We start from the raw sequence: 26,046 nt of genomic DNA, 5'->3' as shown, positions 1-26,046 counted from the left end.
TGTGACCATCCGAATGCTGCGCACACTTGTGGCGATTGCAGATACCAAAACCTTCAGCGCGGCGGCAGATGTGGTGCATGTCACCCACGCCGCTGTCAGCCAACAGATGCAAGTGCTTGAGGCTGATCTTGGGGTCACCCTGTTTGATCGCAGCACCCGCACGCCCGAGCTGACCCCGATCGCGCATCAAGTGGTCGAAAAAGCCCGCAAGATCATCGCGGATTACGACAGTTTGGTGCCCTCACTTCATGAACAAGGCGAGCTAGCCAGTACCATACGGCTTGGTGTCCTGCGCACCACGCTGACAGGTCTGGCCCCGCAGGCCATGGCCCGACTGAAGGCGCAACAACCTAAACTGGGTCTGCATCTGAAACCCGGCCTCACCGGTACGCTATTGGCGGAACTCGCGCGCGGAAATTTGGATGCAGCTCTGGTTACCAGACCCTCGGTGATGCCTCAGGGCGTCATCTTTCGAACGCTGGTCGAGGAACCGATGCAACTGATCACGGCCCATTCTGTCGCAAACTTTGCTCCCAACTGTCATTCCGACTGCGGTTTTGATAACGCGCGCTCGGATAAGACAGGGGCAAACCGGGATCTGTTGCGAAGTTTTGACTGGCGACAGCGATAGCATTGTACCGGCGGGCTAAGCGGCCAGCTCTTGCAAATTGCCGAAACGGACAGACTCCGGGCGTGATTTGACCTTTGCGGATCATGTGTGCCACTTCGATTCCGTCGAGGGTTGCCGCCGCTGCAGCGAACGCCTTGAACCCTAGCATTGGCCGGACGCGTCTTTTGATGAAACGATGGTCCTGTTCCAAGATGTTGTTCAGGTATTTCCACCTCACCATCTCAATCGAGATCGGGCAGCCAATGCCTTTCAGCATATTGTTGATCGCCTTGATACCAGCTGTTTTGGCTCCGCTTTTGTCAACGACAATTTTTTGCGGTAGACCAATGAGCTCCAACATCCGGGTGAAGAATTTGGTGGCGGCAGGCTTGCTCCGACGGTGTGAAAGCATGAAATCGAAAGTTTTGCCGTGTTTGTCGACCCCTCGGTAGAGGTAAACCCATGATCCCTTTACTATAGTATACGTTTCGTCCATTCGCCAGGAGCGGTTGCATTTGCCTTTGCGGCGGCGTGCCGTTTCAGCGATTGCGCAAGAGTACCGTGTCACCCAGCGGTTCAGCGTTGTGTGATCGACGGAAACACCTCGCTCTGCCATGATCTCTTCCAGATCGCGGTAGGAAATGCCGTATCGAACGTAGAAGAATACCGCGAATAGGATCACATCTTTCGGATACTGTGCACCTTTGAAGGAAATCATGAGCGGGCTTTCGACTTGATACGACCGACAGTCATTCACTCGTCAATGGCCGAAAGTTTGCGACGGAACCCCTCGGGGAACCGATTGTCACTGCAGGGTCAAATGTGTTTAGTGGCAGCAGCTTTGGTTTCGATGCAGGTTGTCTATGTCCGAGCGTGGAAAAACACGTGAACTCGCCGCCAATATGTCGTCAGGGCCGCCTATAAAGTTCTTCTTTGATGTTTCAGGTTTGGTCGACTTTTTGCAGCGCAACGCGCATTATTCTGGGATTCAGAGAGCCCTGACCGAAATTGTCAGCGGATTTTCGACTATAGCGCCGTCGCATCAAGTTTATCTAACCTATTGTGAAGGTAAAAGCGGCGCGTTGAAGTGTATGCCTTTTGACGCTCTGACTGCAAATACCTTCACGAATCCAATTAAGGCGCGCCGGTTCTTTCATCCGCACCGTACGTCGATTGAACCCGTAGCACCGTTACGGAAGTACCGCCGGAATAGAGCACGATACCTGTTTCATCGCACGCGATTGGACGTGTTGGGGTGGCTCGGAAAAGACGACAAGCTCCGAAAATACGGGATAACGGCCGCCGACTGGCGAAGCATCAGAACTCGGCAAAAAACTGCGGGTGTCTCAGCGGCCGGAACCGAGAGATTGCAAGACATTGCGACTCCGGACGATCGTTTCATCGTGCTGGATTTCTCAAACCACCCCCGGCACGTTCAGGCCTATGGCGAGGCAAAGAGACTCGGGTTAAAAATCTCTGTTTTCGTCCATGATCTGATACCGCTGGTCCGGCCGCAGCTTTGCTTTGATCACGCGCCCACCTTGTTTTTTGACTGGCTCGAAGGTGCCGCGAGAATCAGTGATCAGTTTCTGGTCAATTCCGAGGCGACATTTAGGGACCTCAGCACTTTCGTTGATCGTCATGAGGTGTCGGTACCAGTCGGGATTGTTCCTCTGGCGCAAACTAAACTGAGTATTCCCGACCAGGCAGATCCGTTGCCCCAGCCCTCAAAACTCGTGGGCACCTATCCAGACGCATATGACTGCCGCGACTTGGCGGATGAAGTCCGCACCATTTTGGCAGGGCCGTTTGTTTTGTGCGTTGGCACGATTGAAGCCCGTAAGAACAACTGGCGTATTCTGATGGCATGGAAATCGCTGTTGGACAGTGGATGTTGCAACCTACCTAAGATCGTTTTTGCTGGCAAACCGGGGATCATGCGGGATGATTTTGAGCAGGCCATGCAGGCGACAGGTCATCTTTATGGCTATGCACAGATTGTCGAAACACCGGATGATGTGCTGCTCGATCTGCTATATCGGCGATGTATGTTCACGGTTATGGCCTCGCTTTACGAGGGCTGGGGGCTGCCCGTCGGCGAGGCGCTGGCTTACGGCAAGACGGCGGTTGTCTCAAACGTCAGTTCTCTGCCGGAGGTAGGCCGGGAGATGGTGGAGTATTGCGATCCGGAGGACATCGCCAGTATTGCCAGCGCTATCGCAAAGATGTTGAATCCGGATCATCGCGCCAGTCTGGAGCGCAAGATAAGCGATTACAACTTACGCAACTGGGGTGATGTTGCTGCAGACTTGCTGAAGGCCGTGGGCACAAACAACTCTCAGGCGCAAAAGTTGCATTGATGTGTCACAAAACCTGGAATTCCGAGACACAACTAACAGGCTTTGAATTCGACATGAAGTTAGGCTTATACTCAACCTGCGCAGCAACGCTCAAAACTGCTTCAAAACCTGCAGGCTTGAACAACGAACCAGTGCTGAAATCTAGATGGATACCATAGGCAATCTGAATCTAGATATTCGCAGAATGCGGACCGCATCTTTAGGAATAGCGTATAATTGATGAGTGGACTGGTGTTTGATCTGACCGAGGTGTTTCGCGCCTCAACCGGGCGATTCCGCATGTATGGAATTTTACGCGTGGTTGAGGAGATTGCTCAGGTCCTGGCTCGACGCAATGACCGTGTTCAATTCGCGGTTTTTTCCTATGCTCATCAAGGATTTATCGAGATACAACCCCAGACGGACCAAAATGGGCAGGTCGATCTAGCGGTGCCCTTGGGGATTTCCGAGTACCGCATTCGGTCAACCCATGATCAATACGGATCTGTGACCCGGAAGCTACTGAAAGCATTGCGGCCCCTGATGCAACAGCGCAACCAGGCAAACTGGCGGCGGGCCAAATTTGCGCCGGACACGATCGATATGACCGACAAAACCCTTGTGTCAGCGTCTCGTCCCAAGATCATTTCGGATGCGATCCAAACCTTGCGGCGAAAAGGTGTTATGCTAGCGGTGGTTCCATTGCTGCATGACCTGATCCCGTTGCACAAAAAGTTCGGTCACAAGACGGCGTATTTTCCAGGCAAGTTTCTGGACGACAACCGAACCATCCTTGCCTGCTCCAGTCTGGTATTGGCGAATTCCGAGTTCACCAAATCCGAGATACTGCACTTTACACAACAGGGCCTGTTGCCCAATGGCCCGGATATTCGCACCGTCCAACTGGCGCATGAATGCAAGGACTATACCGGTGAAAACGTTAAAACTCTGCCCAAGCAGGGTTACTTGCTGACCGTCGGGCTGACGATGGGCCGCAAAAACCTCGAGGTAGTCTTCGAAGCGTTGTTGCAGATGCAGAGCCAGGGCAAACCGGTACCTCGCTTGGTGCTGGCCGGAAGCTTGCGACGCACCACCCGAAAAACTCTAAAAAGCCCGCGTTTGGCCTCGCTCCGTCCGTTCATTGAGATCTGCAATGAGCCAACGCAGGCTGAATTGATTGCGCTGTACCGGGGTGCTTGTGCCCTCGTTCTGCCGTCGCGGATGGAAGGCTGGGGGTTGCCGGCTGGGGAAGCGCTCTGGTGCGGTACGCCCGTCATCTGCACGGATGTCCCAGCGTTGACGGAGGTTTGCGGCGACCTCGCGCTGTATTTCGATCCTGACGATCCCAGTACTCTGGCCACCCACATCACAGGGTTGACGCAGAATAAGGCCCACAGCCTGGGTTTGCGAGCTCGTATCACTGCGGAAAAGCCGCGATTGCGATCTTGGGAGGATGTGACAGATGACCTGTTGGAACATCTGATCACAGCAGAAAAACCGCCCCAGCTCCAACAGGTGCGTGCGGGAAAGTGACCAGAGCAGTCTGCCAATGACCTCCATACCGCAGAGCCAATCCGCCGATGATGGGTCTACCTATTTTCTCGATATCTCGGGGACGGTGGAACATGTTGCAACCCATGATGCACTGTCCGGCATTCAAAGGGTCGTTCTAACTCTCGCGGCTGAGATGGCCGGGGAACTGCCGACGGATCGGTTGTATCTTTCTTGGTGCGACAGGGCTCGAAACGCTTATCGATGCGCGCCGTATGAGGCTATTGCCCAGAGAAGGCCACTGGATACGCGGACCCTGTGGCGGTTGTTTCATACGGATGCCTTCGATGGCCCGATTGGCGCGGTGCTCGGAAGATATCAGCGTAGCCCGGTCAAGTACCTATTTCATCGCGCGCGCTATGATCTGGCCGCAATGCTGGGGTTTGAGGCCAGATTTAGAAAAGTGAATATAGACTGTGCTCAGTGGAAAAGGCTACGGCGCCGCAGCCCCGAGCAATTGAGGGGTCGCGACTTTAGGGATGTATGCCGTCCCGGGGATCATCTGATCCAATTGGATATGGTGACGCAGGAATGGCAAAAGAACATTCTGAACGCTTTGCGTGATCTGCCGGTGACGAAATACCATCTGATCCATGATCTGATACCGCTTGAAACCTCGGAATTTGTGTCCGGTGAAACCGCCAGAAGCTTCTGGAACTGGATGAACTGGGCAGCCGACTATTCCGATTTCTTCCTGACCAATTCCAATTTCACACATGAAATACTGTCTCACTTTATCAAGTTGATTGGCCATCGGTTACCGATCAGAACACTGCCGCTTGCTCAGGCCCCGCTACCGCTTGGGACGCAGGTTTCTTTGGAACACGACCCGGCAGGGCGAAACCTTGCGATCAACTATCCGGCCGCCTTTGATCTGGACGGACAGGACCGGGTCTTTACCGAGGTGTTCTGCCAGCCTTTTGTTCTGTGCGTCGGCACGATCGAGGCCCGCAAAAACGTCCGGCGCATCGCGATGGCTTGGAAGGCACTGTTCGATGCCGGGCATCGCAATCTGCCTACTTTGGTTTTTGCAGGTCACAGCGGTCACATGCCCTATGATTTTGTCCGCTTTCTGGAAGGAACCGGAGATTGCTACGGGCTTGTCAAGATCATTTCCAGCCCTTCTGACAAGGCGCTTGATCTGCTGTATCGAAGATGTCTGTTCACGGTTCAAGTCAGCCTGTCCGAAGGGTGGGGGCTGTCGGTTGGCGAATCCCTTGCCTATGGAAAGACGGCTGTTGTGTCTCGCGCATCGTCTTTGCCCGAGGTTGGAGGTGATCTTGTCACCTATTGCGCGCCCGAGGATGTGGACAGTATTGCGGACTCGATTCAGAAGCTCCTTAACCAGCAGCACCGGCAAGCGCTGGAACAAAAGATCGCAGAGACCTCGTTGCGCAGCTGGTCCGATGTGGCAGATGACCTTCTGTTTGCGATCTCAAATCAGTCCCGACATAGTGGGCCAGCCCACCCGGAATAAGATCAATCACCACCGCATCGATCCGGACGCGTAACGCGCCGCAGAAGATAGAGGTCACAGCATGAACCGCTCGCATTATCTGGGTGACTATACGGCCCTGACCTACACTTATTTTGATCGGAAGATCTTTGTCGATACGCGCGATATCAGCATCACACCGCATCTGCTAACCGATGGCCGGTGGGAGCCGTGGGTCAGCGCGTATCTGGAGACCGTTCTTACACCCGGCTCAGTGTTTTTCGACATTGGTGCAAACTGCGGCTTCTACAGCCTTCTGGCGGCGCATCATGCCGGGCCAGACGGATATGTTCTGGCTTTCGAGCCACAGGCGCGCATGGTCGATCTATTGCGCAAATCCGCCAACGTGAACGGCTTTGACAGCCATCTGCATATCGTTCCCAAAGGTCTATCAAACCGCGACGAGAACTTGAGGCTCTATCACAAAGATGAGTTCATGGGGGATGCGTCCTTTTCCGAGCCAACGGACCGGTTCGAAGATTTGTCGGTGGTGGCCGCTCATAGTGAAGTTGCAAAACTGGAAAAGACGCTGGGACGCCGACTGACGCCTGACATCATCAAGATGGATGTCGAAGGTTTTGAGCCTCAGGTCTGGGAAGGTCTGCGCCCCTTGCTGGACCGTTCGGATCAATGTGTTGTGGTAATGGAGTTTTCACCAGCGCGTTATGAAAACCAGCCTATCGATGCGCGCGCCTTTATCGACATGATCGAAGAGGCCGGGTTTGCCATTTATAAACTGAAGCATGACGGATCGGTTGTGCCGATTTGGAATGCTGACCTACTGGACGGATCGGTCCGAGGTTTTGTCGATCTTGTGTTGCTTAAAGGGCGGAGTATCTGATCCTACAGCTCGGACAACCGGATGTTGAGGATGAACAGCTGCGGACCAAAGGTGCAGATGCTCAGCTTTCGCTCAATCCCCTCATCTGCGGTGAACTCGATGATCGCTGTGGCCTCGCCATCCGCTGTCTGATGCAGGTCGGTGATATGTGGCGGATGCATAAGCCGCACGCCTTCATAGCCGCTCAGCCGCGCAAAGCCGATCTTGGGGTCTGGAGCCTCGGGGCAACGATAGGTGACCTCAAGCCGATATGCGCGACCGGCGCGGGTCTCAAGAACATCCCGGCTCAGTAGTGCAAAACCCGGTTCACCCAGACTGTGCCTTGATCCCAGATGGCCCTCGACCGGGCAATCGAAGTCCTGAGCCGCCGGCAAAATCGTCTGAACGCGCTTCGTGTCACGCAGACCTAGCCCATCATCGGTCCAGATATCGGGGTTTTCAAACATATTGGCGAGGTCATCTTCCGAGATCCGCAACAGCACATTCACCATGCGCTGCGCATGAAACCAGTCACGCTCGCTGAGCGACAGACCCAGATAGGCATGTCTCTCATGGATGAAGAATGAGGTGACATCTTGCAGATGAAAACCCTGTTTGCGAAACGTCGGGAACATCATGGCGTCGCCACACTGAACCTTGCCATCTTGTTTCAGTAGCCATGGGAACGGGGCGTGGCAATAGTTGGAATAGGTGAAATGACCAAAGCCATAGACATCCCCATCGGTCCAGGCCTGACCGTTCGATCCGCCACGATAGATTGAATAGCCATCATGCGGCGCGGGTTGATCATAATCGGTTTGAAGCTCGGTGACGGGTTCGATACGCCCGTCCCGACACAGTTCGATCACCCGCGCCGGAGCAAAGCTGTGCAAAACAAACAATCGGCCATCTCGCAAAAACGGCTGCCAGTTCTTGCCCATCGGGAAGTTGGTATGTTCATAGACCTGGCTTTGGCGAGAGGGCAGTTCGACCACGCGGAACACCCCGCGAAATCCGTCATCACTCAAGTAGTCGGCATATACCACAAAAGCACGGCTACGATCCGACACAATTCGGGGATCGATGCCCTGTCCCAGCACTTCTTCTCGCGCAGGCTTGAACCAGCCTGATCTCAACACACGCCGGGTTAGGACAACTTCGCTGTCCAGGGATCCACCCTGAAACAACTGATCGGTTCTGTGCAGTCGAAATCGGCGATGCACAGAGATTACCTCATCGCCAAGCACCGCAAAGGCACGAAAGGCCTCGGCCTGCTCACCCAGTGCCGAGAACCGAGCCTGCTGATAGATGATCTCAACGCCCATAGCTTGGCCTGATTTACCTTCGCCACCTATTTCTGCTAAATGCCGGGCAGACGCAACAGCGCGAAGGCCTGGACCTTGAACGATCTTGTAGGACATCTCGGCTGCAGCGCGCTGCAATCCCTGTCTGCCATTGCCCGGCACATGCGCAACACACCAGCGCAGCTGGTATGGCACTACGACCGCGTGGCGAAGTTCGGCGCTTATAACGACTATTTCTATTCGTTCGCATTCTGGCGCGATACGCTCTATTCGCTGAACGCAAGGGATATGACTGCAACACTTGACAGGATCGGGCAGCCCGACTTTCACGACGATCAGATCATACTGACCCAGTACACCCGGTCAGAAGACGGATATCAGATTGTCGAACAGCGTGATCTTGGTTTTGGCGGCGATCCCCGCGTGGTCAGCGACGGGGAACAGGCCTTTGCCCTGATTTTAGGCACCTATTTCTCCGCAGCCAAAGTCTATTTGTATGATTTCGCAGCGGATCGCCGTGTTCCGATCACGGTGGATGACGACGACTTTGACTTTGGCAAAAACTGGCAGCCTTTCCTGAGAGGCGGTGAGCTGTTTGCTGTTCATCAGCTGGCCCCCATACGGGTGCTGAAGATTGATACCACGTCCGGCCACGCGATCTGTGTTGCCGAGCGTGAGCTCGATTTCAAACTCACTGCATCCTATCAACCGTTCCCGTTGTTTCGTGGCGGCGCCAACGCAATGGCTCTGGGCAATGACATTGTGGGGCTGGGCCGCACCACTGCAAACCGGGTCCATCATACACCGTTTTTTTGGTCACTGGATGATGATCTGCATATCGACATCATCTTCACTGAACTATTCCAGTCTTTTGTCGAGCTGGGATATGGCATCATAGATCCAACCTGTTTTTTCATCCATAACGGTGACCTTTATGTCGGGCTGGCTTGCTCCGAGCGGAACTGGGCTCATACCCAGATAGTCTCCGATTATCTTCTGGTGTTCCCGAGTTCGAGTCAGACACAACATCCATTGTGGTCGGATTATCTGCAGACCCGGCAAAAAGTGGTGCTGGCGGGCAAACCTGATCTGCGACGGCATATGTTTCAATGCACGGACATGCCGCAGACCCGGGATTTCAGACACGATCTGGGTGGGGTAATTTCCGACGGGCAGCCGGGTCACATGATCTATGGGCCTTATGTGCCCATCGACGCTCCCGGCCCCTATGCGGTGGAGTTTTCCTATCTCACCCTGCCCGAGCAGAAAGGGCAGATCGGCATCTTTGAAGCCTCGGTTTTTGATGGCGATGTACTGGGGCAATGCGCGATTCTAGCTCAACCGGAAACAATCGGCACCGCCCGCATTGACTTCGATGTGCCCGAGTCAGGGTCGGGGCGTCTTGAAACTCGGATCGGGCTGGATGCGGGTGCGTTGATCTCGGCCTATCACGTGCGCATCTGGCGCCGGGATCTGGCAGCCAAGGGCGATCCGGATCACCCTTGGGCCGATATTTTCTGGACCCGGATCTGACCGTCGGCTGTGGTCAGGCGGTGACGGCCATGGCGTGCTCTAGCTGACTGCGCACCCACGGGTATGTTCGGGCCAGACCGGCGGCAAGATCCGTCACCGGTTCCCAATTCAGCTCTTTCCGGATCAGTTCATTGTGGGAATTGCGGCCGCGCACGCCCTCGGGCCCGGGCACGTTGCGGATATGCAGGGTCTTGCCGGCAATTCCGGCAACCATCTTCGCCAGATCATTTATTGAGACCATCTGTTCCGAACCAATATTGACCGGCCCGGCAAATGTATCACTGCGGGTCAGACGGACAGTGGCTTCAACACAGTCGTCTACATACAGGAACGAGCGCGTCTGTTTGCCATCACCCCAGATTTCGATCGTGCCACCATCCTCGGCTTCAGCCACCTTGCGGCACATCGCGGCGGGGGCTTTCTCTTTCCCCCCGGTCCAGGTGCCTTCCGGGCCAAATATGTTGTGATATCGGGCGATCCGGCATTCCATGCCGTGATTGCGGCTAAAGCTCAGGAACAGGCGCTCGGAAAACAGTTTCTCCCACCCATATTCACTGTCCGGCAAGGCTGGGTAGACACTGTCTTCTCGAGTGACCGGGGCGGCTGTATCTTCCTGATTGTATTCGGGATAAACACAGGCCGACGAACTGTAGAACACGCGTCCGGCATCGGCTCGCCTGCATGCATCAAGAACGTTCAGATTGATGGCTGCGGAATTGTGCATGATATCGGCGTCGTTATCGCCGGTGAACAGGTATCCGGCCCCGCCCATATCCGCAGCCAACTGATACACTTCGTCGAATTTGCAGTCGAACAACGCTTGGCATTCCGCCCGCCCGCGCAGGTCATAAATAACGAAGTCGTCTGCATGTGATTCCCCGAACTCAGGATACTTCAGATCCACTCCCCGGACCCAGAAACCGTCCCGTTTCAGCCGTTTAACAAGGTGCGATCCGATGAACCCACCTGCACCACAAACAAGGGCCGTTTTCATGCTATCCGTCTTTCTGCAATCAAGTATCTCGGTTCAGATTGCTATTGCAGGTTGCGATCCGCCGGGCAAGGGTGATGATGCGCGGGTCGCTTCTGATTTGATTGGACAAAGAGATGACCTAGTTCGCGCGCGTGAATTGGCCCTTGCGGATCATGTTCGCGACTTCGATTCCAGCGAGGGTTGCTGTAGCAGATTCGAAAGCTTTGAACCCCAGCATTGGTCGAGTGCGTCTCTTGATGAACCGATGATCCTGTTCGACGATGTTGTTTAGGAACTTCTGCCTCACCATCTCGATTGGAATCGGACATCCAAAGCCCTTCAGCATTTTGTTGATGGCTTTGATACCTGCTGTGTTTGCGCCGCTTTTGTCGATGACAATCTTTCGCGGAAGGCCGTTGATCTCCAACATTCGAGCAAAGAAGTTTGTGGCTGCAGGTTTGTTACGACGTCGAGAAAGCATGAAATCAGGGGTTTTGCAGTGTTTGTCCACGGCCCGGTAGAGGTAAACCCACGCACCTTTCACTTTGATATAAGTTTCGTCCATTCTCCAGTAACGATCACATGACCCTTTTCGGCGACGCGCTGCTTCAGCGATCGCGCCGGAATACCGTGTTACCCATCGGTTCAGTGTGGTGTGGTCCACCGAAACACCGCGCTCGGCCATGATTTCTTCTAGATCCCGATAGGAAACACCGTAGCGGACATAAAAGAAGACCGCGAACAAGATCACGTCTTTCGGATACTGAGCGCTTTTGAAAGAAATCATGGACCAAACTTCAATTGGATAGTGCCGTTCGCCACACGGGCGCTGACGCTACAAAAGTCAATGGTCAAAAGTTTGCAACACAACCTCAAACTCGCATGCGATAGGGGCAGATACTTCGAGGTGCGGAGTTTTTGGATGAGGCCTTTGGTCATTCCGCATTTGGGCGAACGCGAGTGCTACATATTTGAGGATATTCTGGAATAATTCTCGCGTCCTTAAACAACTTCAGCGACGCAACCTTGGGGTGATTGCGGAACATCGATACCCCTCGGGTACGGTTAACCGTTGGATCAGGACGAACAGCTGCTTCTTGAATTCACAAAAAAGTATTGCGGCGCTATGGTTTTCCGTCAGCGGCCCAAATTGCACCACGGCGAATGATCTCAGCGACCTGAGGCTGTTTCAAATCGTCCAACTCATGCCCGATTGAGCAATAGAAAACGCGACCCTTATCCCATCGGCGCTTCCAAACCACCGGGATGACTGTCCCCTCGATCCACCACAGATGGTCCCCGGAAAAGGTTGTCGTTGCCAAGACGTCGTTAGAGGGATCAACCAGCATGTAATACTGCTCGGTTGTCAGACGAAAGCTTCTGATCCCTTTAACGATTGGGTCATAGGGTTTGCAGATGGTCACATCATAATCGATGTAATCCTCGCGCGGTTGAAGGTTATCAGGCCAACCCGGCGGATGCGCAACAAACTGACCTCCGATCAGAAAGTGATAAGTGGGCCGGTCGCGGAACGCGTCGCCCATATGGCCATGCCACCCTGCCAGCCCGCACCCGTCCCCGATCAGCTTCAAAAGCCCGTCTTCCTGCGATTTTGTCATATTCCCGTATTTATCTTTGTGGCCCGATCTGGCGGATGACCAGATCGGTGTGATCAGATCCAGATCGGCCAGTTCATCCGGGTTTTCCAGAGGCTCCAACGTGTCGTAGACATCCACGTCGAACCCGTTGTCCTTCAGAAGCGCCCCGTACCAATCGCTGAATTGCTTGGGGGCGTGACCTTTCCAGCCTCCAACAAAAAGTGCGGCTTTCATTCCGATTGTCCTCGCATGTAGTTGAAGATGGACGCCATGTCGCGCGCATCGAAGCCCTGTGCTTCGGCATTTTTCAGCACCTCAAACGTAGTTTTGGCCAGTGGCATCGGCACACCGACATCCTGCGCCAGATCCAGAGCAAGCGCGACATCTTTGCGTGCCAGCGCAACTGTGAACGTCACAGCCTGGCTTGCTTCGTTCAGATAAATAGGGCGGCGGAACTTTAACATCGGCGCCGCAGCCGCAGAGTTTTCGATCACATCAAATGCGAGATCAGTGGCTATGCCAGCGCTCTCGGTAAGGCAGAGCGCCTCAGAGACCGTCTGGTTCAGCCCGTGGATCAGCAAATTCACCGCAAGCTTCATGGCCGCACCGGCACCGGCCTGCCCCAACCAGATGGTCTTGCGCCCCATCGCGTCAAACAGGGGTGACAGCGTCTGAGCGAGCGAAGCATGAGCGCCTGCCATAATCAGAAGCGTAGCATCTTCAGCGGCGTTGGTCGCCCCGGAAACCGGCGCATCAACAAAGCGTTTTCCGGCTGTCTCGGCAGCCTCTGCAATCTCGGAAACCAAAGCCGGGCTCATTGTGCCCATCTCAATCAATATTTGCGCGCCCGGTGCCGAGATCAGACCTGCATCTCCGAAATAGACTGCCCGTGCGGCTGCATCGTCTGCGAGCATCGAGACCGTGACATCAGAAACTCGGGACAATTCTCCAGGAGTGTTGGCAATTCCGCCGCCAACACTCTGTGCAAAATCCTGCGCAGGACCGGTGCTGCGGTTCCAGACCGTGACCTCATGCCCTGCCCGGGCACAGTTGGCTGCCATCCGGCGCCCCATGCGCCCCAATCCTGCAAAACCAACCCGCATCACGCGACCTGCGTCGTGCCGTTGTCAGACATGCCTGAGATAGCCCGAACCAGACTATCTTCGGTCACATCTTCAGACGTGAATTCCTGTGTGATCTGCCCTTGGAACATAGCGTAGATCCGGTCCGCGACGTGCAACACTTCAGGCATTTCCGAACTTATGACGATCACCGCATATCCCTGCGCGGCAAGATCTCGGATCAGGTTGTGAATCTCTGCTTTACTACCGACATCGATTCCCCGGGTCGGTTCATCAACAATCAGCACGTTGGGGTGCATGGACAGCCATTTTCCGATGACAATCTTTTGCTGGTTTCCGCCTGATAGGTTTCCGACAAGTTGCCTCCAACCGGGCGTTCGGATGTCCAGCCGGTCGCGGTATTGATCAAAGATCGAGATCTCGGCCCCTTCGGCCACAAACGGACCAGCCTTGAGATCATCAACCTGAGGCAGGGTCATGTTGTCCCGGCAGTTCATGCCCAATACCAACCCCTGACCTTTGCGGTCTTCTGGGACCAGCGAGATGCCCCGCTCGATCGCGTCTGAAGGTGTGTGGATGCGTATCACTTCCCCATCAAGCAGGATTTGTCCGGTGGATGGATCGCGCAAACCAAACAAGGTTTCGGCAATCTCGGTACGCCCCGCGCCAACCAACCCATAAAAACCGACCACTTCGCCGCGTCTGATCTTGAAACTGACGTTTTCGTACAGATCACCGCAACTCAGATTTTGCACTTCCAAAGCCACGTCCCCCAATTCGTGATGTGAGACGTTGCGGGACAAGTCCAACTTTCGCCCAATCATCATCTGGGTGACGGATTCTTCATCTGTTTCAGCTGTGATCTCAGTGCCGGTGTGCTGCCCGTCCCGCAGCACACTGACCCTGTCGGTAATGCGAAAGATCTCTTCCATCCGGTGCGAGATGTAGATGATGCCCACTTCCCGCGCTTTCAGATCGGCGATCACTTCGAACAGAACATCCTTTTCCGTGTCCGTGAGTGATGCGGTGGGTTCGTCAAAAATCACGGCTTTGGCGTCGACCGTTAGGGCGCGGGCAATCTCGACCATTTGCTTGTTGGCGATGGACAGATCTCCCACGAGGGTCTTGGGTGTAAAACTGACCTTTAGCCGATCGAGAATGTTTGCTGTATCGGCATATAGCTTGTCCCAATCGACCCGCCCGAAAGACTTACGCGGCAGCTCACCGAGATAGACATTCTCGGCTACGGACAATTCGTCTGCGAGGCTGAGCTCCTGGTGAATGAACACAACACCCTTAGCCTTGGCTTCCAGAGGTGAAGTCATGGCAGTCGGAGACTCTTCGATAAGGATCTGGCCTTCATCGGGTTGATAGATACCTCCCAGAACCTTCATCAGTGTTGATTTCCCAGCGCCGTTTTCGCCCATCAGCGCATGCACTTCTCCAGGCATGACCGCAAAGGAAACGCCATCAAGCGCGCGGACCCCGGGGAAAGTCTTCACGATCCCTTCAAGGCGCAGGGCGGGCGTGCGTTCGGTCATGTCTTCAGCTCCTCTGCACCTTTGCGGTTCAGTTGCTTGTCGAGGTAGAGAACTGCAATCAGGATCAGACCGATCACCAAATTGACGGTTGATGTATCTGCGCCGATATGACCTAAGCCTTTGCGCAAAAGCTGGATCGCCAGCACACCACCAAAGGTCGAAATCACCGAGCCAGCACCACCGGTCAGCTTAGTGCCGCCCAGAACCACTGCGGTGATAATCCACAGCTCGTACAACTCACCATCATTGGGGTTTACTGATCCGCTTTCGGAGTAAAACACCACGGCCGACAGCGCCGCCAGAAACCCGATGATCATGAAATTGACCATCATGTGTGGACCTACCCTGATACCAGCATTCACAGCCGCCTCGCGGTTGTCGCCAATGGCATAGGCATTACGTCCGTGGATGGTGCGAGTCATCACGAACCAGATCACCAGCGTAACCGCCAGAAGAAACCATGTGGCGGTATGCAGGCCGAGAAACTGCGCCTCGGCAAAATCAACCAACGTCCAGTTCAAATGACTTGTCGGCTGCTCGCCATTGTACATGAACACCAGACCACGATAGCCCAGCATCGAGCCAAGCGTCACGATGAACGCATCGACCCCTGTTTTCCAGACAATCAATCCGTTAATGGCGCCCAGCACGATGCCGGTCAGCAACGCAAGGCTCCACGAGATTGGGATGACCCAATCCCCGAGACCTGCAAAGACAGGCCATGTCAGGCTGTCCAGCAAGACAATTGCGCAGAGTGCAAAAGTAGCTCCGACGCTTAGGTCAATATTGCCATTGATCATGACGATGGTCATACCCATCGCGATGATCCCGATGGGAGCAGACTGTTTGAACAACAGCAGCATGTTGTCGAGATCCATGAAGGCTTTGTCACTGAGTGACAAATATTCTCCCGCAACGCTGAAGAAGATCAGCTCGAAAACGATAAAACCCCAGATGGCGCCTCGCTTCAGGAAAGTGCTCAGAGTACCAGCATGCATGTATCCATATCCCTTACGCGATCGGTGACCAGAGTTTGCCGCGCTTGGCCGCAATATCGAGCCATACTGCCAGGATAATGATCACCCAGGTCACGACGTATTGAACGTAGAATTGAAGGCCGACGAGCAGTAACCCGTTCTGAATAAACCCAAGCATCAGAACGCCAATCACCGTCTTGAAGATTGTCCCGGACCCGCCCAGCAAAGACGCGCCTCCGAGGATGACCGCTGCCAAAACTTCAAGCTCCAGACCTTGCCCCACGGTGTTCTGGCTTCCCAATGAACGGCTCGCCTGAATAAGACCGGCGGTCGCGACACAAAAGGACGACGCAAGATAGCAGGCGAAAACAACGCGCGCGCGCCGAATACCGGAAAAGGTTGCAGCTACACCGTTGCCCCCCACTGCGTAGACCTTGCGGCCAAAAGGGGTTTTGGCCAGCACGATACCCAGAAAAGCGGCCAACAGAACAAACAACAGAATTGGAACAGGAATACCCAACGCGTCGCCCTGGCCGAAAACGCTGAACCAGGTGCCTTCCTTGTCGGCGATATCCATGTTCTTGCCGCCAGAATAGGTTAGCGTCAGCCCGTGGATGGCCGACAGCATTCCAAGCGTCACAATCAGCGAGTTGAGTTTCAGGTAACCAACAAGAAACCCGATCAGGGCGCCAAGGCACATTGTCATGGCAAACATCGAAGGGATCGCCAGCGTTGGCCCAATTTTGTCGTGAAGGTCCAGGACAACAATAGTTGAAAAGGACATCATTGAGCCAACGGACAGATCAAGATTACCGCTGATCACAACAAAGGTCACCCCCAGCGCCATGACACCCAGAATGGCAGATGAGCGGATCACGCCCATAATGTTGTCCGGATCCAGAAATCTGGGGTTCGCCAACGTAAATCCGATGATGAACACGACAAAAGCAACAAGAATACCTTGCCGGGCCAGTATGCCTCCGATGTCGGATTTCTTCAGTTGCGCCATCCCGTTCTCCCCGTCTCCGACAAGCCGGAGCATCTATCTTATTCGTGCGCTCACCGGGCGCAGCGTGTTCATACCAGCGTCATGCCGCCATCAATCATCACGATCTGACCGGTCATGTAGTCGCTATCGTGCGACGCAAGGAACGTTGTCGTTCCAGTGATGTCCTCAGGCTGGGCAACACGTCCGCGCAATATTTCAGCCGAAAACTCCTCCATCGCCTGTCCGGGGCGCTCGGCGGCACCGATCTCCATCAGGTCGCGGTCGACCTCTTCCCACATTTCCGTCGCGACCACGCCGGGGGCGAAGCCCGTCACCGTAATATCATGCTTTGCCAAATCCCGCGCACCCGACTGGGTCAGCGAAACAACAGCCCATTTTGAGGCGCAATAAGGCGCTACGTTGTCGAACCCCTGTCGGCTTGCAATTGATGCGGTATTGATGATTTTTCCACCGGTTCCCTGAGCAATCATCTGACGTGCGGCCTCCTGCATGCCTATCATGCATCCCAACCCATTAACGCCCATGATGAAATGCCAGTTCTCATCTGTCACATCGAGGAAATTCATCGGCTTGTTCACACCGGCATTGTTAAATTTCACATCCAGTTTTCCAAACAGGCTCACCGTATGTTCGATCATCGCACGGACCTGTTGGCGATTGGTCACGTCGACGGATGCATGGGTAACTTGACCGCCATGGCTGTTGGCTCTCTGTCTGTTTTCGGCGGCGACCGTTGCCACCTTGTCGCCGTTTATGTCGGCAAAACAGACATCCGCGCCTTGTTCTAACAGCGCCTCGCCAATGGCGCGGCCGATACCTTGAGCTGCCCCGGTGACAATACAGGAACGTCCAGAGACTCGCCCCATGGGTTTCTCCCTGTTCAATTGAATTGAAGAAGCAGCGCAGAGCCCAGTAGGCTCCGCGCATCTGGGGAGAGACTTAGAAAACTGGCTTGGTAAACTCGCCTTGGTTGTCCTGCGTGATCTTCGGTGTGTCGAAGTAGTTCAGGAACGGCAGTTCCTTACCTTCCAGCGTTTCGATCGCTGTTTTCAATGCAGCCTCGGCATCGTCAACAGGTGACTGGTAGATCGATCCCCAGTATTCGCCACGTTCCATAGCTTCGTAGCCAACAGCGAAGTTCGTGGCACCAACAAAGATGATACCTTCACGACCAGCGGCTTTTGCAGCATTCAATGCGCCCACGCCCATATTGTCATCGCCGGAATAGACCCCATCGATGTCATCATATTTCACAAGGAAAGCTTCCATAACCTTCTGGGACTTTTCACGGTTCCAGTCCCCAGGTTGGGTTTCAACCAGCGTCACATTGGGGCAAACTTCCGGCAGGCGATCATCAAAACCCTTTTGGCGTTCGATGGCCGTAGTGTACCCCGGCTGCCCCGAGATCTGTACGACGCGTGCTTCATTTTCGATGCCCATGTCCTTGAATTTATCGCACATGATTTCCGCTGAACGTGAACCTTGTGTGATGTTGTCGGGGCCAGAGAAGGACGCGACGAACGGAAAGCCTGCTTCGGCGATGTTTGAGTTGGTGACAATAACGGGGATACCGGCCTTGTGCGCCTTGCGTACCGCAGGGATCACGGCCTCGCCATTGGTTGGCCAGATGATGATGGCATCCACTTCCTGTTGGATCAGGTCCTCCATTTGTGCAATCTGACGGGCTACGTCACCTCCTGCATCCAGAACGACAACGTCGACATCGCTGTTCGCCTCGGCGGCTGCGATAAAGGCTTTTTCATATGTGGTCTGATAGCTGTCGACGCCGACATTATTCTGCGTAATGCCAATGGTCATTGTATCAGCCACGGCTGCCCCGCCGAAAGCCGTCAGGGCCAGGGCGGTGGTCGCCACAAGAGTTTTGCGGATATTCATTCGGTTTCCTCCCGGGTAAATTCTTGGTCTTGCCAACTCCCGTCTTTCCTCCGCGGGAATCATCATCCGTTGATCGGATTAGCCCTGACAGGTTCGCGAAAACTTCCGCGCTAAGACCCCCCGAAAGTATCCAAATTGAGAATCGTGGTATCCAGAACGGATATCTAAGCGATACTGCACCAAGATCATTCTGAACATTTTGAAAGGGAGGGCAATATGAGCGAATCGAATTTGTCCAAATCGAACAATCCAGCGCCAGACTCGGCCCAAACTCATGATCAGGGTGCAAAGCGGTACAAACCCATGGACGGCTCAGCTTCGACATTTCAGCAAGGTTTTTATCAGGACAAGACCGAAATGCTTCAGGTTGTTTCGTTTCTGGAAAGCTTTTGCGAAGAGCTGGAAGATGTGATCGAGGTCTTTGCCCCGAACCCGTTTTTTCTGATGTCTCTTTTCCTGATCCGAAATCACATTGAGGGTAAAACCGTCACCCCGACGTCTCTCATATCGGCGTCGCACATTCCATATGCCACTGCGTCGCGCCGCGTGAAGGAAATGATCGAAACAGGCCTGATCGAACAGCGCCCGCGCACCAGTTCCGGCAAAAGCTTCTCGCTTCATCCCAGCGAACATCTTCTTGAGGGATGGATGCAGCTGTCCACCCGCATCCGGCGCCTGGCCGAAATCGAATTTGGAACAAACGAAGAGCGGGCAGAGTCCACCGACTATTATTTTGGCGGATCTTACATGGCGACCAAGTCGATACCACCGCTGCAAGTTCTAGGTGAACCCCTGAAACTGGCTGGTGGGGTTCGCGTTCTGGTGCATGGTGACCCGACCTTCATGGTGATGGAAACGCTCAAGCGGCAATTTGAACAAGTGATCGGATCACAGATCCAGCAACGCGCCTTTTCAATTGATCGCTTGCGGGAAGAAGCGCTCAAAAACGCGGAACGCCCAACCAGCCGATATGACATTATCGCAGTCGATCTTCCTTGGATCGGTGAGTTTGTTGAAAAAGACGTGTTGCTGCCGTTAGAGAAAGTGATGGATTTGGCAGTGCTGGATCCGGCCGACTTCCATACCGCAGGCTGGAAAGCGGCACATTGGGGCGGTAAGGCCTATGGTGTCCCGGCGCAAACCACACCAGAGCTTTTGTTCTATCGGCGCGATCAGTTTGCCGATGCGGGGCTGGAACCACCTGCAACGACGGATGAACTTCTGACTGCGGCAAAGGCTTTCCACGATCCGCAGCACGGGCGATATGGCATAGCTTGGAACGCGGCACGTGGGACAGCGCTCGGACATACATTCCTGACGACGCTTTCAGATTTCGGGCAGCCGATCGTTGATCTAAAAGAGATCGCCGGCGGTTTTGACACCGAAGACCTGCATCAAGATGCCTATCAATTCACTATCGACACGGCCGTGGGGCTAAGTGCTGCCGAGTATCTGATGGAGCTACTCAAGTACTCACCGCCCGACATTTTGTCTATGTCGTGGTACGAACGTATCCGTCCCTTTGCCGCAGGCAAGGTCGCGATGGCATACGGCTACACGCTGTTGGCGCCTTATTTCGAAAGCGATCCGTCTTCGCCCGCACACGGGCAGACCGGTTTCCTTCCACATCCTGCAGGACGTGGCGCCACTCAAGTAGCACCGGTCGGCGGGTATGTTATGGGCATCCCTTCCAACCTGCCGGTCGAGCGTCGTGCCGCAGCAGCAGAAGCGTTACGGGTCTTCACGTCTCCAGAGGCTCAAAAGCTGTACGTCCAGAACGGCAGCCGGACCAACCCGCGTTATTCAGTTGGTGCCGACCCCGAAGTACAACGATCGTCGCCGATTTTCGAAGCAGTTGACGCCATGTCCTGGCGAGATGAGCTGCAATTCTGGCCACGCCCACCCGTACCTGAGATCAGCGATGTCATTCGCATCTGTGGAGAGGAACTTCACGACATGCTGCGCGGGATCATACCCCCAAAAGAAGCTCTGCGCCGTGCGCAGGATCGTGCTGACGAAACGCTAAGTGGCAAGCGCCGAAGATAGAACCCCAAGGAGAAGATCATGGACCCCAATCGCCTGAAAGGTAAGAACATTCTGATTACTGGTGCCGCTCGCGGCATGGGACAGGCGAACGCCGAGTGCTTTGCGTCTCAGGGTGCAAACATCTGCATTGGGGACATTGATCACGCAGAGGCGCAGAAAGTTGCGGATGGCATCAATGCCAACGGCAACGGCAGCGCAATCGCGGTAAAAATGGACGTGACCAAGCGCGAAGACAATGCGGGGGCCGTTGCCGCAACCGTCGACGCCTTTGGCAGCATCAACGTGGGTCTGTTCAACGCGGGCCTGAACAAACCCCGGTTCTTCATGGATATCGATGAAGACAACTGGGAAATGATCATGAACGTCAACACCAAGGCGATGTGGTTGGGTATGCAGGAAACCGCGCGTCAGATGATCAAGCAAGGCCCGATGGAGGAACATCCTTACAAGATCATCAACGTCGGCTCGATCGCCTCACGCAAACCACTTGTGGATGTGACGGTTTATTGCACCTCGAAGTATGGCTGTCTGGCCCTGACCCATTGCGGTGCCGTTGCGCTTTCCGAGCACAACATCACGGTCAACGGATATGCGCCGGGCGTGGTTGTAACCCCACTCTGGGAGCAGCTCGACAAGGATCTGGTCGATATCGGTTTTAAGGAACGCGAGGGCCAAGCATATGAAGACATCGTCCGTGATGCGCTTCAAGTAAAACGGGTCTCTTACCCCAATGACATCGTCGGTACCGCGTCGTTCCTGGCCAGCGATGACAGCGACTATATGACCGGCCAGATGATTCACATCGATGGCGGCTGGTGCATTCAGTAACGCAGCAACACCGCGCAGACACTACACAACACACCGGTGGTGCGACCACCCGAAGGAGCCGTCATGTCCAGAGCACTCATGCCTAACCTGCTTACGCCGCAGGATCTTGAACCCAACTGGCAATGGGAAGGGCGATTGCCCGCATGGGGTCATACATCCGTCGACTTTGAGCGTCGAATTGATCATGACCGCCTGCGCCGATATCGCCTGGCACGCACGCGTCAGGCACTAAAAGCTTCGAATGCGGGCACACTCCTCCTCTTTGATGTGAACAATATTCGCTACGTTTCGGCCACCAAAATCGGGGAATGGGAACGCGACAAGATGTGCCGGTTCTGCCTGCTGACCGGCGACGACGCGCCCTATGTCTGGGATTTCGGGTCCGCCGCGATACATCACAAAAAATACTCGGATTGGCTGGTGCCAGATCATTGCCGCGCCGGAGTTGTTGGCATGCGGGGCACTATCCCGCCCGAGTTTGGATTGATGCGCAAATATGCCAAGGAAATCGCCGGACTTATCCGCGACGCAGGAATGGGGGATATGCCGGTTGGAGTGGACTATGCAGAAACGGCGATGTTCGAAGCGCTCAAGGCTGAGGGCATCAACGTCGTCGACGGCCAACAAATCATGTTGGCAGCACGCGAAATCAAGAACTGGGATGAAATCCAGCTACTGACGCAAGCTGCTTCGATGGTCGATGGCGTCTATCACATGATTTACGAAGAGCTGAAACCGGGCGTGCGTGAAAACGACATCGTCGCGCTGTCCAACAAGATGCTTTATGAGATGGGCAGCGACGATGTCGAGGCGATCAACGCCATTTCCGGCGAACGCTGCAACCCGCACCCGCACAACTTCACCGACAGGCTGTTCCGACCCGGTGATCAGGCATTCTTCGATATTCTGCAATCCTATCAGGGGTATCGCACCTGTTACTATCGGACCTTCAACATAGGCCGGTCCACGCCGTCCCAGAACGACGCCTATGTGAAGGCGCGCGAATGGATCGATGCATCGATTTCGATGATCAAACCGGGGGTCAGCACCGACAAGGTGGCGGAAGTTTGGCCAAAAGCCGAGGAGTTCGGCTTTCCCGACGAAGCGTCTGCCTTTGGCCTTCAGTTTGGTCACGGTTTGGGCCTGGCGCTGCATGAACGGCCGATCATCAGCCGCGCTGTCAGCCTTGAACATCCGATGGAGATCAAGACGGGAATGGTTTTCGCGCTTGAAACCTATTGTCCGGCTACAGACGGATACTCTGCCGCGAGGATCGAGGAAGAGGTCGTGGTCACCGAAACCGGTTGCGAGGTGATCAGCCTTTTCCCGGCTGAGGACCTGCCAATCGCCAACCGCTACTGACGCCTATCCAACCGGCCCCCAAGGGGTCGGCGTTCACTCCTTAGGAAAGTTTGCCATGAGCGCCGCAAAAACCAACACTCTGGACTATCTGCGGATGTACACCCAGATGGTTCGCATCCGAACATTCGAAGACAACGCAAACCAGTTGTACCTGTCGGCCAAGATGCCGGGGCTGACCCATATGTATTCCGGTGAAGAGGCCGTGGCAGTTGGTATTTGCGAAGCTTTGCGGGTCACCGACAAAATTACCTCGACCCACCGTGGCCACGGCCATTGCGTAGCCAAAGGCGCCGATTTCAAGGAAATGTTCTGCGAGTTGCTGGGCAAGGAAGAAGGCTATTGCCGTGGCAAAGGCGGGTCGATGCATATCGCGGATCAGTCCAATGGCAACCTTGGTGCAAACGCGATTGTTGGCGGGTCGATGGGTATCGCAACAGGGGCTGCCTTTTCTGCCAAACTGTTAGGCAAGGATGACGTCACCGTCTGTTTCTTTGGCGATGGGGCCACCGCTCAGGGGCTGATGTACGAGGTCATGAACATGGCCGCCTTGTGGAAGTTGCCGGTGATTTATGCCTGCGAAAACAACGGGTATTCAGAATACACCCGCACGGACGAAATCGCGGCAGGCATCATCACTGCACGCGCCGAAGCCTTTGGCATTGAGGCTCACCAGGTCGACGGACAAGATGTGCTGGCCGTGAATGAACTGACCGAGAAATTGGTCGCACGCGCTCGCAAGGGCGAAGGTCCGTTCTTCATCGAACTGATGACTTATCGCTACCACGGCCACCACGTGGGCGATATCAATCGCGAATATTACCGGTCGAAAGAAGAAGAAAAGCACTGGAAGGATAACAGCGATCCGATCACGCGGTTCCGATCCTGGCTTGTTGCAGAAGGTATTGCATCGGAGGACGAGATTGAGGCCATGAACGCTGACATCAAATCCGAAGCTACCGCCGCCGTCGAATACGCCCTGAACGCAGATTATCCAGACGCCGCCGAAGTCGACATGCATGTGTTCACCGACGTCAAACACGCGCTGGCCTGAGGAGCGAAATATGCGAGAAATTACTCTGTCTCAGGCCGTCAACGAAGCGCTTGCCGAAGAAATGCGTCGCGATCCCAATACATTCGTCATCGGTGAGGATGTTGCCGAAGCAGGAACTCCTTTTAAGATCCTTTCCGGGCTGGTCGAAGAATTCGGCACCGATCGCGTGGTCGACACCCCAATTGCGGAACCAGGGTTCATGGGGCTTGCGGTCGGTGCCTCCATGACCGGCACCCGTCCGATCGTTGATCTGATGTTTGGCGATTTTATCTTTCTGGTCATGGACCAGCTCTGCAATCAGGCGGCCAAGATCCACTACATGTCTGGCGGTAAAATGAACGCGCCGTTGGTCCTGCGCACAAATCTGGGCGCGACTCGACGATCCGCTGCGCAACACTCCCAATCCTTGCATGCGCTTGTGGCCCACATTCCGGGTTTGAAAGTGGCGTTACCTTCTTCGGCCTACGAGGCCAAGGGACTGCTAAAGACCGCAATCCGCGACGAAAACCCGGTTGTGATTTTCGAAGACAAGCTGATGTACAACGACAAGGCACCGGTCCCTGAGGAAGAGTTCCTCATTCCCTTTGGTGAGGCCCATGTCAAACGCCATGGCACAGACATTACGTTGATCGGCACGTCTTCGATGGTTCAGGTTTGTGAGAAGGCCGCTGAAATACTATTAACCGAAGGGATCTCAGCCGAGGTGATTGATCCACGTACAATTGTTCCATTGGACGAAGAAACGCTACTTGCCTCTGCCCGCAAGACGAGCCGTGTGATTGTCGTGGATGAAGGGCACCAGAGCTATGGTGTGACGGGTGAAATAGCCAGCCGTATCAATGAAAAAGCGTTCTACTACCTTGATGCACCTGTGCTGAGGATGGGGGCCATGGACGTGCCCGTCCCGTTCTCGCCCGCACTGGAGGACATTACTGTTCCAACCCCGGAAGGTGTTGCCGCAAACGCCCGCAGGCTTATGGCGGGGGACATGTTTCATGCCCCATGAGGTGATCATGCCGGCCCTTGGCATGGCGCAGGACACGGGTCTTTTGGTCAACTGGCTGAAAGCGCCGGGCGAGGCGGTTAGCTTGGGCGATCCGCTCTTCGAAGTGGAAACCGACAAATCGACTATGGAAGTAGAGGCACCTGCGGATGGGTTTTTGACCGATCTCAAAGCCGAAGCAGGTGCAGAAGTACCAGTGGGTCAGATCATCGCCCTGATTTCGGATACTGCCGAGGGTGAAGGGCTTACGCAGGACCCCAGCGACTTCATTGACACCCAAGTCGCGGAAAAGGTCGACGCAGAACCAGCGGCCGCGATCCCAACACACAAGGTCGCTGATCCACCCGTTGGGTCGCGTCAAAACACAAACATCGCCGTCGCACCGGTCGCAGAGAACGAACGCATTCTCGCCTCGCCCAAAGCGCGCCGCCTTGCCCACGAAGCTGGTTTGGATCTGAACCGGCTGGTATTGGCCGGGCATCCACAGCCTTATCATATCGCCGACATCGAGGTGCTTCGAACGTTACCCAAAACCGGCAGCAACGCAGCCACTTCGGCCCATCTTTCTCAGATCACAGCATGTGTACCACGAACCGGCACGGATGACTTCCTCAACTGGATGCTGGAAGACGGCGGAATAACCATTGCACCAACCGCGCTGTGGGCCAGTTTCGCCTCGGGAGCACTGCGTTCTGCGATGCCAGACACAGTGGATCTGGTAATCGCACTTTCGAATCTGACCGGCGTAACCGCAGTTCTGAAGAACCCTGACAAAACGCGCTTGCTCCATCAGATGGAGGTGCCGGATAGTCACGCGGATCTGGTTTTGAGAGACATGACGGACAGCCCCATCACCGGGTTGCGAATAGGTTCCCCTGACACACCGGTTCTGAGCGTCGCAAGAGACAGAGAAATGTTGCGCCTCAGCCTTGAATTCACGTCGGACCAGTTGGAGAGCGAGGCCGCAATCGCGCTGATTTCAGGCTTTGCCGAACGATTGGCCGACCCTTTGCAATATTTGATATGAC

The 26,046-nt window shown here is 54.8% G+C and carries 22 protein-coding genes and 1 pseudogene; 12 read left to right on the top strand and 11 right to left on the bottom strand.

Annotated features, from left to right (window positions below; genetic code table 11):
- Window positions 1-13: 13 nt before the first annotated feature.
- Window positions 14-631, top strand: a complete 618-nt coding sequence (locus tag ACR0JX_RS11310; RefSeq protein WP_480543902.1) for a LysR family transcriptional regulator — start codon at window positions 14-16, stop codon at window positions 629-631.
- 34 nt (window positions 632-665) lie between these two features.
- Here the strand turns inward: ACR0JX_RS11310 and ACR0JX_RS11305 are convergent.
- Window positions 666-1,328: pseudogene (locus ACR0JX_RS11305) on the bottom strand (IS6 family transposase); the annotation flags it as partial.
- 145 nt (window positions 1,329-1,473) lie between these two features.
- Here ACR0JX_RS11305 and ACR0JX_RS11300 point away from each other — a divergent pair.
- The 4 genes from ACR0JX_RS11300 to ACR0JX_RS11285 all read left to right on the top strand — a co-directional run bounded on the left by ACR0JX_RS11300 (window position 1,474) and on the right by ACR0JX_RS11285 (window position 6,836).
- Window positions 1,474-2,970 carry a glycosyltransferase gene (locus tag ACR0JX_RS11300; protein WP_480543901.1) on the top strand — a complete coding sequence of 499 codons (1,497 nt, stop codon included), beginning with the start codon at window positions 1,474-1,476 and terminating at the stop codon, window positions 2,968-2,970.
- A gap of 219 nt (window positions 2,971-3,189) precedes the next feature.
- On the top strand, window positions 3,190-4,482 hold the full coding sequence (locus ACR0JX_RS11295) for a glycosyltransferase family 4 protein (protein ID WP_480543900.1): 1,293 nt from the start codon (window positions 3,190-3,192) through the stop codon (window positions 4,480-4,482).
- A gap of 16 nt (window positions 4,483-4,498) precedes the next feature.
- Entirely contained in the window at window positions 4,499-5,977 is a 1,479-nt protein-coding gene (locus ACR0JX_RS11290) for a glycosyltransferase (protein WP_480543899.1), read from the top strand.
- Between the two features lie 61 nt (window positions 5,978-6,038).
- Window positions 6,039-6,836, top strand: a complete 798-nt coding sequence (locus ACR0JX_RS11285) for an FkbM family methyltransferase (RefSeq protein ID WP_480543898.1) — start codon at window positions 6,039-6,041, stop codon at window positions 6,834-6,836.
- A 2-nt stretch (window positions 6,837-6,838) separates the two neighbouring features.
- Here ACR0JX_RS11285 and ACR0JX_RS11280 read toward each other — a convergent pair whose 3' ends face one another.
- Window positions 6,839-8,236 (bottom strand): hypothetical protein, encoded by a 1,398-nt coding sequence (locus tag ACR0JX_RS11280; RefSeq protein ID WP_480543897.1) that lies wholly within the window; start codon window positions 8,234-8,236, stop codon window positions 6,839-6,841.
- On the opposite strand from ACR0JX_RS11280, the gene ACR0JX_RS11275 reads away from it, so the two are divergent.
- The gene (locus ACR0JX_RS11275; protein ID WP_480543896.1) at window positions 8,216-9,652 is read left to right on the top strand and encodes a hypothetical protein; all 1,437 of its coding nucleotides are present in this window, start codon (window positions 8,216-8,218) and stop codon (window positions 9,650-9,652) included. The two genes, ACR0JX_RS11280 and ACR0JX_RS11275, sit on opposite strands and share 21 nt — an antisense overlap.
- A gap of 13 nt (window positions 9,653-9,665) precedes the next feature.
- Here ACR0JX_RS11275 and ACR0JX_RS11270 read toward each other — a convergent pair whose 3' ends face one another.
- The 9 genes from ACR0JX_RS11270 to ACR0JX_RS11230 form a co-directional block, all read right to left on the bottom strand.
- Complete coding sequence (locus tag ACR0JX_RS11270) at window positions 9,666-10,646, bottom strand: NAD-dependent epimerase/dehydratase family protein (RefSeq protein ID WP_480543895.1); 981 nt, start codon at window positions 10,644-10,646, stop codon at window positions 9,666-9,668.
- Window positions 10,647-10,764: 118 nt separating this feature from the next.
- Window positions 10,765-11,412 (bottom strand): IS6 family transposase, encoded by a 648-nt coding sequence (locus tag ACR0JX_RS11265; protein ID WP_480543894.1) that lies wholly within the window; start codon window positions 11,410-11,412, stop codon window positions 10,765-10,767.
- 337 nt (window positions 11,413-11,749) lie between these two features.
- On the bottom strand, window positions 11,750-12,457 hold the full coding sequence (locus ACR0JX_RS11260; protein WP_480543893.1) for a ThuA domain-containing protein: 708 nt from the start codon (window positions 12,455-12,457) through the stop codon (window positions 11,750-11,752).
- On the bottom strand, window positions 12,454-13,326 hold the full coding sequence (locus tag ACR0JX_RS11255; protein WP_480543892.1) for an NAD(P)-dependent oxidoreductase: 873 nt from the start codon (window positions 13,324-13,326) through the stop codon (window positions 12,454-12,456). The genes ACR0JX_RS11260 and ACR0JX_RS11255 overlap by 4 nt, the downstream gene beginning before the upstream one ends.
- Complete coding sequence (locus tag ACR0JX_RS11250; RefSeq protein ID WP_480543891.1) at window positions 13,326-14,846, bottom strand: sugar ABC transporter ATP-binding protein; 1,521 nt, start codon at window positions 14,844-14,846, stop codon at window positions 13,326-13,328. The genes ACR0JX_RS11255 and ACR0JX_RS11250 overlap by 1 nt, the downstream gene beginning before the upstream one ends.
- Window positions 14,843-15,844: an ABC transporter permease gene (locus ACR0JX_RS11245; RefSeq protein WP_480543890.1), complete on the bottom strand. Its 1,002-nt coding sequence runs from the start codon at window positions 15,842-15,844 to the stop codon at window positions 14,843-14,845. Before ACR0JX_RS11245 ends, ACR0JX_RS11250 begins: the two co-directional genes overlap by 4 nt.
- A 13-nt stretch (window positions 15,845-15,857) precedes the next feature.
- The gene (locus ACR0JX_RS11240) at window positions 15,858-16,832 is read right to left on the bottom strand and encodes an ABC transporter permease (protein ID WP_480543889.1); all 975 of its coding nucleotides are present in this window, start codon (window positions 16,830-16,832) and stop codon (window positions 15,858-15,860) included.
- 68 nt (window positions 16,833-16,900) lie between these two features.
- A complete protein-coding gene (locus ACR0JX_RS11235; RefSeq protein ID WP_475163982.1) occupies window positions 16,901-17,698 on the bottom strand; it encodes an SDR family oxidoreductase in 798 nt (265 codons plus the stop codon).
- Between the two features lie 73 nt (window positions 17,699-17,771).
- Entirely contained in the window at window positions 17,772-18,728 is a 957-nt protein-coding gene (locus ACR0JX_RS11230) for a sugar ABC transporter substrate-binding protein (RefSeq protein ID WP_480543888.1), read from the bottom strand.
- Window positions 18,729-18,944: 216 nt separating this feature from the next.
- Between ACR0JX_RS11230 and ACR0JX_RS11225 the strand changes: the two genes are divergently transcribed.
- The 6 genes from ACR0JX_RS11225 to ACR0JX_RS11200 all read left to right on the top strand — a co-directional run bounded on the left by ACR0JX_RS11225 (window position 18,945) and on the right by ACR0JX_RS11200 (window position 26,045).
- Window positions 18,945-20,774: an extracellular solute-binding protein gene (locus tag ACR0JX_RS11225; RefSeq protein WP_480543887.1), complete on the top strand. Its 1,830-nt coding sequence runs from the start codon at window positions 18,945-18,947 to the stop codon at window positions 20,772-20,774.
- A gap of 18 nt (window positions 20,775-20,792) precedes the next feature.
- Window positions 20,793-21,602, top strand: coding sequence for an SDR family NAD(P)-dependent oxidoreductase (locus ACR0JX_RS11220; RefSeq protein WP_480543886.1), 810 nt, complete (start codon window positions 20,793-20,795; stop codon window positions 21,600-21,602).
- 63 nt (window positions 21,603-21,665) lie between these two features.
- Window positions 21,666-22,964, top strand: coding sequence for a M24 family metallopeptidase (locus tag ACR0JX_RS11215; protein ID WP_480543885.1), 1,299 nt, complete (start codon window positions 21,666-21,668; stop codon window positions 22,962-22,964).
- Window positions 22,965-23,019: 55 nt separating this feature from the next.
- Entirely contained in the window at window positions 23,020-24,015 is a 996-nt protein-coding gene (locus tag ACR0JX_RS11210) for a thiamine pyrophosphate-dependent dehydrogenase E1 component subunit alpha (RefSeq protein WP_480543884.1), read from the top strand.
- Between the two features lie 10 nt (window positions 24,016-24,025).
- On the top strand, window positions 24,026-25,021 hold the full coding sequence (locus ACR0JX_RS11205) for an alpha-ketoacid dehydrogenase subunit beta (RefSeq protein ID WP_480543883.1): 996 nt from the start codon (window positions 24,026-24,028) through the stop codon (window positions 25,019-25,021).
- Window positions 25,011-26,045 (top strand): biotin/lipoyl-containing protein, encoded by a 1,035-nt coding sequence (locus ACR0JX_RS11200; protein ID WP_480543882.1) that lies wholly within the window; start codon window positions 25,011-25,013, stop codon window positions 26,043-26,045. The genes ACR0JX_RS11205 and ACR0JX_RS11200 overlap by 11 nt, the downstream gene beginning before the upstream one ends.
- Window position 26,046 lies beyond the last annotated feature (1 nt).

The organism is Ruegeria sp. AH7 (assembly GCF_056541325.1).
This window is presented reverse-complemented; position numbering and strand designations above follow the sequence as displayed.